This is a genomic window from Nonomuraea gerenzanensis (genome assembly GCF_020215645.1).
Taxonomy (GTDB): Bacteria; Actinomycetota; Actinomycetes; order Streptosporangiales; family Streptosporangiaceae; genus Nonomuraea; species Nonomuraea gerenzanensis.
Window position 1 is genome coordinate 2,504,104 of record NZ_CP084058.1, and the last position, 14,663, is coordinate 2,518,766.

General features: G+C 71.2%; 15 protein-coding genes. 6 read left to right on the forward strand and 9 right to left on the reverse strand.

Translation table 11 applies throughout. The features are described from left to right. Positions 1-48: 48 nt before the first annotated feature. The gene (gene rpsT / locus LCN96_RS12000; RefSeq protein WP_225272675.1) at positions 49-321 is read right to left on the reverse strand and encodes a 30S ribosomal protein S20; all 273 of its coding nucleotides are present in this window, start codon (positions 319-321) and stop codon (positions 49-51) included. A 109-nt stretch (positions 322-430) separates the two neighbouring features. Then, positions 431-1,417 (reverse strand): glycoside hydrolase family 18 protein, encoded by a 987-nt coding sequence (locus tag LCN96_RS12005; protein ID WP_225272676.1) that lies wholly within the window; start codon positions 1,415-1,417, stop codon positions 431-433. Positions 1,418-1,431: 14 nt separating this feature from the next. On the opposite strand from LCN96_RS12005, the gene lepA reads away from it, so the two are divergent. Together lepA and LCN96_RS12015 are read left to right on the forward strand one after the other, a co-directional pair. Next, on the forward strand, positions 1,432-3,303 hold the full coding sequence (lepA, locus tag LCN96_RS12010) for a translation elongation factor 4 (protein ID WP_225272677.1): 1,872 nt from the start codon (positions 1,432-1,434) through the stop codon (positions 3,301-3,303). Positions 3,304-3,342: 39 nt separating this feature from the next. After that, the gene (locus tag LCN96_RS12015; protein WP_225272678.1) at positions 3,343-3,834 is read left to right on the forward strand and encodes a GNAT family N-acetyltransferase; all 492 of its coding nucleotides are present in this window, start codon (positions 3,343-3,345) and stop codon (positions 3,832-3,834) included. Between the two features lie 9 nt (positions 3,835-3,843). On the opposite strand, the gene LCN96_RS56500 is transcribed toward LCN96_RS12015, so the two are convergent. Together LCN96_RS56500 and ccmA are read right to left on the reverse strand one after the other, a co-directional pair. Then, positions 3,844-5,553: a DUF6297 family protein gene (locus tag LCN96_RS56500; protein ID WP_263657467.1), complete on the reverse strand. Its 1,710-nt coding sequence runs from the start codon at positions 5,551-5,553 to the stop codon at positions 3,844-3,846. Next, positions 5,550-6,173, reverse strand: a complete 624-nt coding sequence (gene ccmA, locus LCN96_RS12025) for a heme ABC exporter ATP-binding protein CcmA (RefSeq protein ID WP_225272679.1) — start codon at positions 6,171-6,173, stop codon at positions 5,550-5,552. The genes LCN96_RS56500 and ccmA overlap by 4 nt, the downstream gene beginning before the upstream one ends. Positions 6,174-6,361: 188 nt before the next feature. Between ccmA and LCN96_RS12030 the strand changes: the two genes are divergently transcribed. Together LCN96_RS12030 and LCN96_RS12035 are read left to right on the forward strand one after the other, a co-directional pair. Continuing rightward, positions 6,362-6,601, forward strand: coding sequence for a hypothetical protein (locus LCN96_RS12030; RefSeq protein ID WP_225272680.1), 240 nt, complete (start codon positions 6,362-6,364; stop codon positions 6,599-6,601). A gap of 57 nt (positions 6,602-6,658) precedes the next feature. Next, positions 6,659-7,282, forward strand: a complete 624-nt coding sequence (locus LCN96_RS12035; protein WP_225272681.1) for an MOSC domain-containing protein — start codon at positions 6,659-6,661, stop codon at positions 7,280-7,282. Positions 7,283-7,351: 69 nt separating this feature from the next. Here the strand turns inward: LCN96_RS12035 and LCN96_RS12040 are convergent, their stop codons facing one another. Together LCN96_RS12040 and LCN96_RS12045 are read right to left on the reverse strand one after the other, a co-directional pair. Beyond that, positions 7,352-8,599 (reverse strand): glycoside hydrolase family 18 protein, encoded by a 1,248-nt coding sequence (locus LCN96_RS12040; protein ID WP_225272682.1) that lies wholly within the window; start codon positions 8,597-8,599, stop codon positions 7,352-7,354. Positions 8,600-8,639: 40 nt separating this feature from the next. Further along, positions 8,640-9,872, reverse strand: coding sequence for a styrene monooxygenase/indole monooxygenase family protein (locus LCN96_RS12045; protein WP_225272683.1), 1,233 nt, complete (start codon positions 9,870-9,872; stop codon positions 8,640-8,642). A gap of 59 nt (positions 9,873-9,931) precedes the next feature. On the opposite strand from LCN96_RS12045, the gene hemW reads away from it, so the two are divergent. Beyond that, entirely contained in the window at positions 9,932-11,152 is a 1,221-nt protein-coding gene (gene hemW / locus LCN96_RS12050; RefSeq protein WP_225272684.1) for a radical SAM family heme chaperone HemW, read from the forward strand. Here the strand turns inward: hemW and LCN96_RS12055 are convergent. From LCN96_RS12055 to LCN96_RS12065, 3 genes are read right to left on the reverse strand one after another with little or no spacing between them, the layout of a single operon-like run. Continuing rightward, the gene (locus LCN96_RS12055; RefSeq protein ID WP_225272685.1) at positions 11,149-11,874 is read right to left on the reverse strand and encodes a DUF4870 domain-containing protein; all 726 of its coding nucleotides are present in this window, start codon (positions 11,872-11,874) and stop codon (positions 11,149-11,151) included. The genes hemW and LCN96_RS12055 overlap by 4 nt on opposite strands. Continuing rightward, a complete protein-coding gene (locus LCN96_RS12060; protein ID WP_225272686.1) occupies positions 11,871-12,680 on the reverse strand; it encodes a DUF3097 domain-containing protein in 810 nt (269 codons plus the stop codon). The genes LCN96_RS12055 and LCN96_RS12060 overlap by 4 nt, the downstream gene beginning before the upstream one ends. A gap of 17 nt (positions 12,681-12,697) precedes the next feature. Continuing rightward, positions 12,698-13,222, reverse strand: a complete 525-nt coding sequence (locus tag LCN96_RS12065; RefSeq protein ID WP_225272687.1) for a hypothetical protein — start codon at positions 13,220-13,222, stop codon at positions 12,698-12,700. A gap of 429 nt (positions 13,223-13,651) precedes the next feature. On the opposite strand from LCN96_RS12065, the gene hrcA reads away from it, so the two are divergent. Then, positions 13,652-14,662, forward strand: coding sequence for a heat-inducible transcriptional repressor HrcA (gene hrcA, locus LCN96_RS12070; RefSeq protein ID WP_225272688.1), 1,011 nt, complete (start codon positions 13,652-13,654; stop codon positions 14,660-14,662). Position 14,663: the final 1 nt, after the last annotated feature.

The window sequence follows — 14,663 nt, forward strand, 5'->3', positions numbered from 1 at the left end:
GCACCTCATGGTGAGGCGCGGCGTTTCAGACAGCCGGAAATGCCTGGCTTACTTGGCGCCGGCGAGCGCCGCGGCCTGCTTGGCGATCGCGGACTTGCGGTTGGCGGCCTGGTTCTTGTGGATGACGCCCTTGCTGACGGCCTTGTCGAGCTGACGGGCAGCGACGCGCTGCAGCGCCACGGCCTGCTCGACGTCGCCCTGCTCCGCAGCCTCACGGAACTTGCGGACAGCCGTCTTCAGCGAGGACTTGACTGCCTTGTTGCGCAGACGAGCCTTCTCGTTCTGCTTGTTGCGCTTGATCTGGGACTTGATGTTCGCCACGAAGAAGCCTCGGTGAAAGTCTGAAGTGATGGACGGGGCGCGCGGGCTCGAGAGAGGGCGCGCCACACGCAGTTGCCCAGGTTACCAATAACTCAGGCGGCTGCTCAAATCAACGCCACCGCGTCATGTACTCGCGCCAATCTTCTTCGGTCGCGGCGAAGTCCACGTAGAGTGCCAGCCCGAACCGCTCGCGGCGCCCGTGGTCGGACAGCGCCAGCCTGGCGCCCTCGGCGGCCATCGCGACGCTCTCCGCCTGGTCCAGCCATGGTACGCCGTGGTCGTGGTAGGCCGGCGCGCCGATGTAGAGGTCCTTGGAGCCGGGGACCAGGTCCAGCGCCAGGCGGGCCTGACGGGCCACGTAACCGCCGTAGAGGGACTGCGAGGGGGTGTAGGAGTCGTACGTCATGATCGCCACCTGGTCGACGCGGGCGACGACCTGGCGGAAGTAGCCCTCGGACCAGTACTTGTCGTGGCCCAGCAGGGCCCTGGCGGTCAGGCGCATGCCCAGGTAGGGCTCGATCTGCGGGGTGGCGGTGGACAGCAGTCCGGTGTGCTGCCGCGTCTTGTCGAGAAGGTCGAGGAACTCGGTGTCGTCGTCACCGATGGGCTCGAAGTTGTAGTGGATGCCGTCGTAGCCCTGCTTCATGATGGCGGCGACGCCGGCCAGGACGTTCGCGCGGGCGGTGGCGTCGTCCAGGTCGAGGCCGTTCTTGACGGCCTGGCCGAGCCAGGCGGAGATGCGGATGCCGGGCAGATGTTTTCGCATCCATTGAATGAAATTCCCGGCGTTAGGGTATTTGGCGGGATCTAGGCGGCCGTCCCACTCGAAGGGGCCGGAGTGGACGTACACGTCCTTGATGCCTGTGGCGCGCAGCCGTACGGCGAGCCGCTCGACGTCCTGCTCCGTACGGCGGCCGTCCACCCAGGCGTGGCCCAGCCATAAGGCGTCGTTGCCGGAGCTCTTCGCCCAGGCCGCCGGGGCACCGGTAAACTGGATACGGAGCGCCGCGGCGAGGAGGCCGCCCAGCGCGACCACGATGGCCAAGGCCAGCGCGAGCAGGCGCAGGCCGCGGCGGATGACGGTTCGGGCAATCACCCGGGCATGTCACCATGGAAGACTGCTTGACCTCAACCCTGTCGAAACGGACTTCGGTGCGCACTCAGCCTGGCCAGACCGACCCCGCGTTGATCCGCAACTTCTGCATCATCGCGCACATCGACCATGGCAAGTCGACGCTTGCCGACCGGATGCTGCAGATCACCGGAGTGGTCGACGACCGCTCCATGCGTGCCCAGTACCTCGACAGGATGGACATCGAGCGCGAACGGGGCATCACGATCAAGTCGCAGGCCGTGCGGCTCCCGTGGGACGGCCACGTGCTCAACATGATCGACACCCCCGGGCACGTCGACTTCACCTACGAGGTGTCCCGGTCGCTGCAGGCGTGCGAGGGCGCGATCCTGCTGGTCGACGCGGCCCAGGGCATCGAGGCGCAGACGCTGGCCAACCTCTACCTGGCCATGAACGCCGACCTGCACATCATCCCCGTCCTCAACAAGATCGACCTGCCGGCGGCGCAGCCGGAGAAGTTCGCCGAGGAGCTGGCGGGGCTGATCGGCTGCGACCCCTCCGACGTGCTCAAGGTGTCGGGCAAGACCGGCGAGGGCGTGCGCGAGCTGCTCGACCACGTCGTGCAGACGATCCCGGCTCCGGTGGGCGACGCCGACTCCGCCGCCCGCGCGCTCATCTTCGACTCCGTCTACGACACCTACCGCGGCGTGGTCACCTACGTCCGGGTCGTCGACGGCCACCTCGGCAAGCGTGAGCGCATCCTCATGATGTCCACCAACGCCACCCACGAGACGCTGGAGATCGGCGTCATCTCGCCCGAGCCCAAGACCTCCGACCTGGGCCTCGGCGTCGGCGAGGTGGGCTACCTCATCACCGGCGTGAAGGACGTGCGCCAGTCGCGGGTGGGTGACACCGTCACCTCGGCGGCCAAGGGCGCCCGGGAGATGCTGGCGGGCTACGAGCACCCGAAGCCGATGGTGTTCTCCGGGCTCTACCCGATCGACGGCGACGAGTACCCTGAGCTGCGCGAGGCGCTCGACAAGCTGCAGCTCAACGACGCCGCGCTGATCTACGAGCCCGAGACCTCGGCGGCGCTCGGCTTCGGCTTCCGCGTCGGCTTCCTCGGCCTGCTGCACATGGAGATCGTGCGTGAGCGGCTGGAGCGCGAGTTCGGGCTGTCGCTGATCTCCACCGCGCCCAACGTGGTCTACCGCGTGATCATGGAGGACGGCAAGGAGCTGACCGTCACCAACCCGTCGGAGTTCCCCACCGGCGGCAAGATCGCGCAGGTCTTCGAGCCGGTGACGAAGTCCACGATCCTGGCGCCGGCCGAGTTCATCGGCGCGATCATGGAGATCTGCCAGGGCCGGCGCGGCCAGCTCCTCGGCATGGACTACCTGTCGGAGGACCGGGTCGAGATCCGCTACACGCTGCCGCTCGGCGAGATCATCTTCGACTTCTTCGACCAGCTCAAGTCGCGCACCCGCGGCTACGCCTCGCTCGACTACGAGCCGGCCGGCGAGCAGGAGGCCGACCTGGTCAAGGTCGACATCCTGCTGCAGGGCGAGGCGGTCGACGCCTTCAGCGCCATCGTGCACAAGGACAAGGCCTACGGCTACGGCGTCGACATGGCCAAGAAGCTGCGCGAGCTGATCCCCAGGCAGCAGTTCGAGGTGCCGATCCAGGCCGCCATCGGCGCCCGGGTCATCGCCCGCGAGAACATCCGCGCCATCCGCAAGGACGTGCTGGCCAAGTGCTACGGCGGTGACATCTCGCGTAAGCGCAAGCTGCTGGAGAAGCAGAAGGAAGGCAAGAAGCGGATGAAGATGGTCGGCCGGGTCGAGGTGCCCCAGGAGGCCTTCGTCGCCGCGCTGTCCACCGACTCCAGCGCCGACAAGACCAAGAAGTAGCCGCTTTTCCGGGCGGGGGCGCCTGAATACCCTGAAAGCATGGAAGTGGTGCAGACGGCGCGACTCGTGCTTTCTCGGGTGACTCCGGACGGCCTGGACGCCGTCCACGAGATCCACTCCGATCCGCGCACCAGCGTCTACCACCCCGGCGGCCCCGTCACCGACCTGGAGTCCAGCCGGGCCATGCTCGACCTGTGGCTGGCCGACTGGGACGAACGCGGGCTCGGCTACTGGGCGGCCCGCCTGCCGGACGATCCGCGCATCCTCGGCTTCGGCGGGCTGCGCCACGCGGTCGTGGAGCGCGCCCAGGTGCTGAACCTGTACTACCGCTTCCGGCCGTCGGCCTGGGGCCACGGGTACGCGGTCGAGCTCGCCAGGGCCGCGCTGCGGGTGGGCCGCGGGCTGGGGACCGTGGTGGCCGTGATCAGGGACGTCAACCTGCCGTCGCATCGGGTGGCGGAGCGGGCCGGCATGCGCAAGGACCGCACCATTCCGTACGGCGGGGTGCCCAGCGACGTGTACGTCGCCTGACCTCTCGCCTTATCTCGCTCTGCCGCCTGGACGCGACCGCCACACGAAGCCCGCCAGCACCACGACGCTCACCACGCCCTGGGTCACCAGGAACGGGGTCAGGGAGGCCGGCTGGGAGACCAGCGCGGCGGCGGTGGGCAGGCAGCCGAGCAGGGCCAGGTCCGGGCCGGTGGCCGCCCAGAAGAGCGGGCCGGTGGGGATGGCGCCGCTCGGGGTGTCGATGACCGGCATGGAGTGGTCGACCGGAGGGCGCCTGGCCATCCGCAGGGCCGCGGCGGCCAGCGCGGGCGCGGCCAGCGGGCCGAACAACCACCACACCCCGCCGAGGCCGCCCGCCCCGCCGACGTCAGCCGCCATGCCCACGCCGCCCGCCCCGCTGACGCCGCCCGCCCCGCTGACGCCGCCCGCCCCGCCGGCGGTGTCAGCGAGTCCGGCCATCACGCCACCGTCAGCCATGGCGGCACCGACGGCCATACCGGTCGTTGCGCCGCCTGAAGTGATTGCGCTGGTCGCGGCCATTGCGGTGGATGGGGCCATCGCCCCGCCGAGGGACAGGCCGGTGATTGCCAGCGCTGCCCAGGCGCCGGCCAGGAGCCCCGGCAGGACCGCGCGGGCGGCCAGCACCTTGCGCTGGCTCACCCCGATGAGCCGGGCCAGCGCGGGATTGTCGGCGTCCCTGCGCGCTCCCGACGTACTGATCGACGCCACGGCCAGCGCACCGCCCAGCACGGCCACCCCCAGGGCCGCCGGCGAGCCGCCGGCCTGGGCCAGGACCGCGGGCAGCGCGGAAGCCGCCAGTACGGCCACCAGCCGCCCGCGCCTGCGGGCCAGCCGCCGCCAGTCCTGCCAGGCCAGTGCGAACGGCGCGGGTAGCGACGGCCAGCGCCGGGAGGCGAGCTTCCTGGCCCGCCAGTGGTTGTCCTCGGCGATCCAGGTGAGCGCGCCCGGGTCGAGCGACACGGCCGCGCCCGCCACGTGCCCGGCCCGGGTCGAGGAGGTCACGAGCGTACGGGTGGGGATGCGGCCGAGCGACACCCACGCCTGCCGTACCAGCAGGCCGGAGGCCACGGCGGCGCCGGTCACGGCGGCGGCCAGCGCGGGCAGGGGAGCGCTCGCCGCGATGGCGAGCACCGTGCGGAGCTGGCCGGTCACGCCCAGCACGGCCAGGACGAGCAGCATGGCCACCGCGCCGGTCAGCCACAACTTCCACGACGAGGACGCCTGCCCCAGCACGGCCAGCGCCATCCCGCCCACCGCCGCGGCCACGCCCACGACCAGCGCGCCCAGCACCCGCCACACGAGCTGGTCGGGCGCGCCCAGCACGGCCAGCAGGCCCACCCCGAGCACCACGCCGGCCACCGCCGCGATGCCGAGCAGCAGGCGTGCCGCGCGGCTGAGCACCTGACGGCGGTTCAGCGGGGAGAGCAGCAGCCAGGAGGCGTCGGCCCCGGGCAGCAGGACGGGCCCGGCGTTGCGGGCCGCGGCCAGGAACCCGGCCAGGGCGAGCGCCAGCAGCGCCACCCCGGCCCCCATGCGCGCGGGCTCACCCGGCATGGCCAGCCCGGCGAGCACGTCCGACAGGGGCTTGCCGGCCACGGCGACGAACATGAGCAGGCAGAAGACGGAGACGTAGCGGTCCATCACACTGGCGGGGGTGCGCCCGCGCGCCCGCAGATACGCCCGCACGGCCTGGACGCTGCCCGCTGGTGACCCGGTCACGCGATCACCCCGGACGGGGCGACCTGGCGGCCGATGGCGGCCAGGCCCTGGTCGTGGGTGGCCATGACGACGGTGCCGCCCTCGTCCGCGTACTCGTCGAGCAGATCGGCGAGGTCGGCGCGGAAGCCCTGGTCCAGGCCGCGCTCGGGCTCGTCGAGCAGGAGCAGCGTGCTGGGCCGCAGCAGCGTGGCGGCCAGGCAGAGGCGCTGGCGCTGGCCCGTGGACAGGTTCAGCGGCGGGGCGTCGGCCCGCTCCTCCAGCGCGAACAGCTCCAGCGCCGTGTCCACCGTCATGCGGGCCTGGGCGTGCACGGCTCCCATCAGCTCCAGATGCTCGCGTGCCGTGAGGCCCGGATACCAGGCGGGCTCGTCGCCCAGCAGCGCCACACGGCTCCAGAAGGCGGCGTCGTCCGCCGGTGGCCGCCCGAACACGCGGATCTCGCCTGAGGTGGCGGGTTGCAGGCCGGCCAGGCAGCGCAGCAAGGTGGACTTGCCGGAGCCGTTCGGGCCTACCACGGATACGATCTCGCCCTGCGTCACGGTCAGGTCGAGGTCGCGGAGCACGGGGTTGCCGCCCAGCTCCACGGTGAGGGCGTCAACGCCGACGATCGAGTCGCACACCGTTCGAGCGTATCCACCGCCGCCCCGGAACGCGTACCCGCCGGCCTGTGTTCCGGCCGGGAAGCCCGGCGGCGCAAGGGATTCTGTCGGTGCCACCGTCTACCTTCTAGAACCGAACACCTGTGCGACTGGAGGGTGACGTGATTGCTTCTGAGCGATTCGAGCGTGCCGCGGTGCTGGGGGTGGCTGTGGCTGAGGAGACTCGGCGGTTGCTGAGCCGCCATCTGGCTGGCCGGGAGGAGGATGCCGACGGCACGGTCCTGCTGGATGTGCCCTACCCCGACGCGGCGGTCGTGGCCATGCTGCTCGACGTGGCGGCCGAGTGCTTCGGCGAGCGTGGGGAGTCGGTGGAGGAGACCAGGCAGGCGGCGTTGGAGACGTTGTTACAGCTCGCGGGCTTCGATGAGGAGTCGCAGCTCAACCGGTGACGTTCGGGGCCCGATATCAGTTCGCTTGGGTCAAGAATGTTCGATTACCGTCCATTCATGCGCATTCTCTCCGTGAACGTGGGAACGTCGTGCGACGCCGCATGGGCGGGCAGCCTCGGGCGTACGGCGATCGACAAGCGTGCGGTGCCGCACCGGGTGGCGGTGCTCGACAACGGGCTGGCCGGTGACGAGCGGGCCGACCAGAAGCACCACGGCTCGCCCGACCAGGCCGTCTACTCCTACGCCAGGGAGGACTACGACTGGTGGCAGGGCGAGCTGGGCATGGAGCTGCGTGACGGGCAGTTCGGCGAGAACCTGACCACCTCGGGGGTCGACGTCAACGGCGCCCTGGTCGGCGAGCGGTGGCGGGTGGGCAGCGCACTGCTGGAGGTGACCCGGCCGCGGACGCCGTGCGTGGTGTTCCGCAACTGGATGGGGGAGGCCGGCTGGCTCAAGCGGTTCACGAAGGCGGGGCGGCCCGGGGCTTATCTGCGGGTGGTGGAGCTGGGCGAGCTGGGGCCGGGGGACGAGGTGGAGATCGTCTCGCGGCCGGAGGTGGGGGTGAGCGTGCTCGACTGGTTCCTGGCCCGCAACGGGGACAGGGACGCGCTGCGCCGCATCCTGGCCGTGCCCGGACATGACGCCAAATGGGATGAGATGGCTGGGCGGGTGCTGGTGTGAGCGAAGCCGGTGGGTGGCCGGGCGGGCGGGTAGGAAGCGCCGCGCCCGGCCAGGTCAGGTCAGCTCAGGTCAGCGCAGCACCGAGTACAGCGCGGAGGTGAGCGACGCCTTGGCGTCGTCCTGGTCGATGGACCACATCATCGACCCGCCGAGCCCCTTGAGCCGGATGTAGGCCGCCTTCTGCAGCAGCACCGCCGGATCGTCGTACGACCAGAACTCGTTCCCGTCGTACAGCCACATGGCCCCGGTACGCAGGTCGCGGTACCGCTTGCCCGGCTTGGTCACCAGGTCCTTGTAGTCCTCGTTCCCCGGTGCCCACTTGCCGGGCGCCGGTCCGGTGGCGGGCTTGTAGAGGCCGTCCCCGCCGCCGGTCACGCCGGTCCAGCCCTGGCCGTACGCGGGGACGCCGACGACGAGCTTGCGGGCGGGCGCGCCGCGGGAGAGGTAGTCGCGCACGGTCTGGTCCACGCTGTAGCGGACCGGGTTCGGGTCGCGGCGGTCGGTGAAGAGGTTGCCGTTGTGCCCGGTCTGCGGCTCCCACGTGCCGTGCAGGTCGTACCCCTGGATGGTGGCGAAGTCGAGCTGGCGGAAGACGTCCCGTACCTCGAAGCCGGCGTCGATCTTGGCGGCGGCGGCCGGGAGGAAGGCGGTGAGCTGCGCGGAGGAGGAGAAGGCGCGCAGCTGCGCGCGCAGCTCTCGCACGAACAGCGTGAAGTTGCGCTTGTCCTCGGGCCGGATGACGTTGCCCTCAGCGCCGGAGGAGCCCGGCCACTCCCAGTCGAGGTCGATCCCGTCGAACACGCCGGCGCCCGCGCCCGGCTCCAGGCCCGGCAGGTTGCCGCGCATCCACAGGTCGATGCAGGAGCTCGCGAGGGCGGCGCGGGACTCGGGGGTGAGCACGGCGTCGGAGAAGTGCTTCGAGCCGGTCCAGCCGCCCAGTGAGATCATCGCCTTCAGGCCCGGGTGCTTGGCCTTGAGCTTGCGGAGCTGGTTGAGGTTGCCGTTGAGCGCCTGTCCCGGCGCGTCCGCGACCCCGTCCACGCTCTGCTCCGCCGGCACCGGCCGCTGCCAGTCGGCCCACGGGTCGGAGGAGTAGCAGCCGCCCTCGGCGTTGACGAACCCGAACGCGTAGTTGAGGTGCGTGAGCTTGGCCGCGGCTCCCGTGACGTCGACGTCCTTGACGTGGTAGTCGCGGCCGTAGACGCCCCACTGGATGAAGTACGCGACCCGCTTGAAGCCGGTGCGGGCCTCGGCCGGCACGGAGAACGCCGTGATGCCGAGTAAGAGCGACAGTGCGATCAGGATCTTCTTCTTCACGAGTGGCTCCCGGCACTTATATAGGAAACTTTCCTATAAGTTAGACGCGATCGTAGAGCCGCCGCCCGTCCCCGTCAACGATCCGCGAGACCTCCTCGGGGCTCGACAGCACCGACCACGCGTACACGGGGTCGGAGAACAGCCCGACCATCAGATCGGCGACGTCCTGCCTGGTCCCGGCCGCCAGCATCAGGCGCGTGACGTGCTCGGCGGGCGGTCGCAGGAACGCGTTCGTCCAGTGCGTGACCGGCCCGCCCACCTCCCACATGCGCGCCGCCGCGGCCCGGCAGAAGGCGGCGTCGTACGGCCCGCCCGCCGCGATCGCGTCGGCCACGATCCAGGCGCACCGGGAGCCCAGGTTCGCGCCCTGGCCGGTGAGCGGGTCGTTGGTGATGTAGGCGTCGCCGACGGCCAGGGCCATCCGGCCGCTCGGCAGCTCCGCCACCGGCCGGCGCACGGTGGGCGTGATCGCGCCCTGCAGCAGGTCGTCCGGCCCCAGCAGCTCGAACGCGTCCGGATCCAGCCGCTCGGCCAGCCGCGGCGTGTGCTCGCGGAACAGCGGGAGCAGCGCGCCGGGCACCTCGTCCCAGGGCAGCCGGGTGACCACCTCCAACGGGCCGCCGGGGACCGCCTCCACGATGACGGTGGAGGCCACGCCCTCGCGCGTCACGATCGGCGCGCGGAAGATCTCGCCCACGCCGCCGGAGATGTTGAACATGAAGGCGTTGCTGGGATGGAAGCCGCGGAAGAGCCCTGCCGCCAGCAGGCGTTGCGGCCGCTCGTACGGCGACAGCGCGGGGTCGCGCGGGAACAGCTCGGCCACCGAGCGCCGCCCCGCGGCCACCACCATCAGCTCGTGCCCCCGCGACCAGCGGTCGATCTGCTCGGCGTCCGGCGCCGTGCCGGAGACGACGATCGTGCCGCCGCGTGCGGCGAAGTCGTCCATGAACGCCGGGATCAGCAGGCGGAAGTCCGCCGCGTGGAACGGGTCGCCGAAGCTGCCCGTGAACTCCAGCGGCGGGTCCCCCTTGAGCGACAGCATGGCCGTGGGCATGATCGCGCCCGGGTCGCGGTAGTGCTCGCTGCCCAGCTCCCGCTCCCTGGCCAGGGTGTGGCCGGCCCGGCCGACCGTGTTCGGCAGCCGCCCCTTGCGCAAGGTGTCCGCGTCGCACTCGCAGTAGAGCGTCGCCTCGATGCCGAGCTGCTGCAGCCGCAGCGCGAGGGTCAGCCCCGTGATGCCCGCTCCGACGATGCCGATGCCGATGCCTGCCATGATGTTCTCCCCTTCGATGTAGTCAGGAGCACCCCTGGGAGCCGGGCAGACTGGGAGGCGTGCCATCCACCCTGCCTGACGGCGATCCCGCGCCCGCGACGGGCGAGCTGCCCGACAGCGCCCTGCGCGGCCTGGGCGAGCGCCCGTTCGGCTTCTACGTGCACGTGCCGTTCTGCGTGACCCGCTGCGGCTACTGCGACTTCAACACCTACACCGCCGCCGAGCTGGGGCCCGGCGCCTCGCACCGCGACTACGCGGACACGGTCGTCGAGGAGGTGCGCCTGGCCCGCCGCGTCCTGGGCGAGGCCGACCTGCCGGTGGAGACGGTGTTCTTCGGAGGTGGCACCCCCACGCTGCTGCCGCCGGAGGACCTGGCGCGGATCCTGGCGGCGATCGACTCCGAGTTCGGGCTGCGGCCGGGGGCAGAGGTCACCACGGAGGCCAACCCCGAGTCCGTCGATCCCGCCTATCTGGACAAGCTGCGTCACGGCGGCTTCAACCGGGTCAGCTTCGGCATGCAGAGCGTACGCGAGCACGTCCTGCAGGTCCTGGACCGGCGGCACACGCCCGGCAGGGCCGCGGCGGCCGTGCGGGAGGCCAGGCAGGCGGGGTTCGAGCACGTCAACCTCGACCTGATCTACAGCACGCCCGGCGAGACCGACGACGACTGGCGCGCCTCGCTGACGGCGGCGATCGAGGCCGGGCCCGACCACGTGTCGGCGTACTCGCTGATCGTCGAGGACGGCACCAGGCTGGCGGCCAGGATCCGGCGCGGCGAGCTGCCCATGCCCGACGACGACGTGGCCGCCGACCGCTACCTGATCGCCGACGAGCTGCTGGCGCAGGCCGGGTTCCGCTGGTACGAGGTGTCCAACTGGGCGGTCTCCGACGCGGCCCGGTGCCGGCACAACCTGCTCTACTGGACCGGCGGCGACTGGTGGGCGGCAGGCCCCGGCGCGCACAGCCACGTCGGCGGCACCCGCTGGTGGAACGTCAAGCATCCCGCCGCCTACGCCCAGCGGCTGGCCGCAGGCACCTCGCCCGCCCACGCCCGCGAGGTGCTCGCCCAGGACGACCGCGACGCCGAGCGGCTCATGCTGGAGCTGCGGCTCGACTCCGGCTACCCGCTGGCCGACGTGGCGCCCGGCGCGCGCACCACCGTGGCGAGCGCGCTGGCCCGCGGGCTGCTGGAGCCGGAGCCGTTCAAGCGGGGGCGGCTGGTGCTGACCCTGCAGGGGCGGCTGCTGGCCGACGCGCTGATCCTGGACCTGCTCGGCTAGCTGATCATCCGGATGGAGAGCGGGTAGCGGTAGGGCTGGCCCTTCTGCGCGGCCATCGCCGCCTGGATGTGGAAGATCAGCGACAGGATCCAGATGACCGGCAGCAGCGCGATGCCGATGAACACGACCGTCAGGATGCCCGAGATCAGGTAGCCGATGAACATCGTGATCTGGAAGTTGAGCGCCTCCGCCGACTGGTCCCTGACGTAGGGGGACTCGTCCTTCTTCATCAGGTAGATGATCAGCGGGCCGATCCACGAGACCAGCAGGCCCAGCAGGTGGGACAGCATCGCCATCGTGGTGTCGTCGCTGCCGGGACGGGGGCCGAACCTGCCCGGGATGTACGGCTCGCCCCGGCCGGGGGCGTACCCGTAGCCGGGTGGCTGGTTCGGGGGCGGGGCGTAGCCTCCGGGAGGAGGGTGACCACCGGGCGGCGGGTATCCACCGGGAGGAGGGTAGCCCCCCGGCGGAGGGTAACCGCCCGGCTGGCCGTAGCCGGAGGGCGGCTGCCGGCCGAAGCTCGGCGCGGAGCCGGGCTGCTGCCCGTACGGGGCCTGCTGGTCATAGGACGGCTGCCCGTAGGCCGGTTGCTGGCCGGAGGAGGGACCCTGAGGCCCGTAGCCCGGCTGCTGGGGGCCGGAGCCCTGGGCGGGCGGGAGGTCCTCGGGCGTGACCCTGCGGGTGGCGTCGTCGTCGGGCGGCTGGGGCGGGTCCTGGCTCATGGTGTCTCCGTAACGAAGTCGATCAGTTCCTCGACCCGGCCGAGCAGCTCCGGCTCCAGGTCCGTGTACGTCGAGACGGCGCCGAGGATCCGCCGCCACGCCTGCGCGGGCTCCACGCGCCAGCCGAGCGCGGCGATGACGCCCTCCTTCCACGGCACTCCGCGCGGCACGTCCGGCCAGGCGGGGATGCGCAGCACGGACGGCTTGACCGCCTGCCAGATGTCGATGAACGGGTGCCCGACCACCAGCACGTCCGGCGAGGTGATCCCGGCGGCGATCCGGCTCTCCTTGGACCCCGGCACGAGGTGGTCGACCAGCACGCCCAGCCGGCGGCCCGGCTCGGGGCCGAACTCCTCGACGATGGCCGGCAGGTCGTCCACGCCCTCCAGGTACTCGACCACGACCCCTTCGACCCGCAGGTCGTGCCCCCAGATCTTCTCCACCAGGGCGGCGTCGTGCACGCCTTCGACGTAGATCCGGCTCTCCCTGGCGACCCTGGCCCGCAGCCCCTCCACGGCGATCGAGCCGGACGCGCTGCGCCGGGGCCCCGCCGGTGCGGCCGCCGCAGGGCGTACCAGGGTCACGGGGCGGCCCTCCAGCAGGAAGGCGGCGGGTGCGAGCGGGAACAGGCGGCGCTTGCCGAACCGGTCCTCCAGCGTGACGGCCTCCTTGTCGCAGGCCACCACGGCGCCGCAGAAGCCGCTGTCGGCGTCCTCCACGACGAGGTCCTGCTCGGCGGGCACTTTCGGGATCTTCCCCTTGCCCGGCCGCCGCCAATTTCCCGCCAGTACATCGCCCTCGTACACACGGGGACCGTAGCAAATCACCCGCTGACCGCAAGGCGCTTGCGGGCACCGCTGCGCCGGACCAGCACGGTGATGGTGCCGCCGATCGCGACGAGCAGCCCCGCTCCGGGGATCAGGAACAGCGCGGCCAGCCCGCCGGTGATCCCGCCCACGGCGGAGAAGGCGTCGCGGCCCACGCCGTACCGTACGGCGGCCTGCTCCTGGTTGGTGCAGGTGAGCTGGTAGTCGCCCTTGGCCGGCGCGTTGATGACCAGGAACTGCTCCCACACCGCGCCGTTCACCGTGACCTTCTGCGACCCCGTGGTCCTGGCCAGCTTGGCCTGCCCGCTGATGGAGCACTCGTAGCGGACCTGGGTGTCGCTGGCGATGTAGACGCCGGGCTTGTCGGCCGGGTCGACCGGCACCGTGACGCTCTCGCCGGACGCGAACGTCCTGGTCGGAGCCAGATCCGCCACGCTGGTCACCACGCCGCCGGTGAACAGCAGCGCGCCGGCCACCCCGCACGCCAGGAACACGCCCCAGACCGCCACGAGCCACCACAAGCTGGGCTTTATGGCTTTGGAGTTGTTTCGTGGTGGAAATTGTGCTTGTTGGCCGTATTGTCCGTACTGAGGTGGCGGGCCGAACTGGGTGGCCTCACCGTGCTGCGGTGGAGCCTGCCCGGACGGTGGTTGCCAGTACGGCGGAGGAGGCGGGGGACCGGGCTGGGACCCCGGCTGCGGGCCGTACTGGGGAGGCCGCGGCGGCGGACCGGGGTAGGGACCCTGCCCAGGCGGCGGGCCGTACGACGGAGGCCGGGAATCGTCGGTCATATCGGCAAGTGTGAGGCCTGTCGCTTCGAAGAAGCTAGAAGCAGGATGAGGGACGCGGTGTTATCGCACCTTGTGGGCGAGAGCCGTACACTTGGCACTCGGGAACACAGAGTGCTAGACCTCGCGTTCCTGATATGGACAGAGGCAGGAGGTGAGCACGTGCTCGACGATAGAAAGCTGGCGGTGCTCCGCGCCATTGTCGAAGACTACGTGTCCACCAACGAACCGGTGGGCTCCAAGGCACTCGCCGAGCGTCACAACCTGAAGGTCTCCCCGGCGACGGTCAGGAACGACATGGCCGCGCTGGAGGAGGAAGGCTACATCACCCAGCCGCACACCAGCGCGGGCCGCGTGCCGACGGACAAGGGCTACCGCCTGTTCGTCGACCGGCTCTCGCAGGTCAAGCCGTTGTCGGGGGCCGAGCGCAGGGCGATCGAGACGTTCCTGGCCGGCGCGGTCGACCTCGACGACGTGGTCACCCGCACGGTCCGGCTGCTCGCGCAGCTGACCAGGCAGGTGGCGGTCGTGCAGTATCCGACGCTGACCCGTTCCACCGTCAGGCACGTCGAGCTGGTCCCGCTCACGGACCGGCGCGTCATGCTCGTGCTGATCACCAACACCGGCCGCGTCGAGCAGCGGGTGGTCGATCTGCCCGAGGTGGTGGAGGAGACCCGGATCGCGCACCTGCGCGCCGTGCTCAACGCCTGCCTCGACGGCTGCGGCCTGAGCAGCGTGCCCGACCTGGTCGCCGACCTGCCCGAGCGGCTGGCCCCAGAAGACCGGCCCGCCGCGGTCACGATCCTGTCCGTGCTGCTGGAGACGCTGGTCGAGCGGCACGACGAGAAGATCGTGTTCGCGGGCGCCGCCAATCTCGCCGGCGCCGACTTCGCCACCGGCCTGCGCGACGTGCTGGAGGCACTGGAGGAGCAGGTCGTGCTCATCCGGTTGCTCGGCGAGACTTCCGACACCCCGTCCGCGCTCACCGTGCGCATCGGCGCGGAAAACCCGTACCTGCGGGGGACATCCGTCGTCGCGACCGGATACGGTTCTGGCGACAACCAACTGGCCCGGCTCGGTGTGCTGGGGCCGACCAGGATGGACTATCCCGTGACGATGGGCGCCGTACGCGCGGTGGCACGCTACGTCAGCCAGATCCTGGCTGCATCATAAG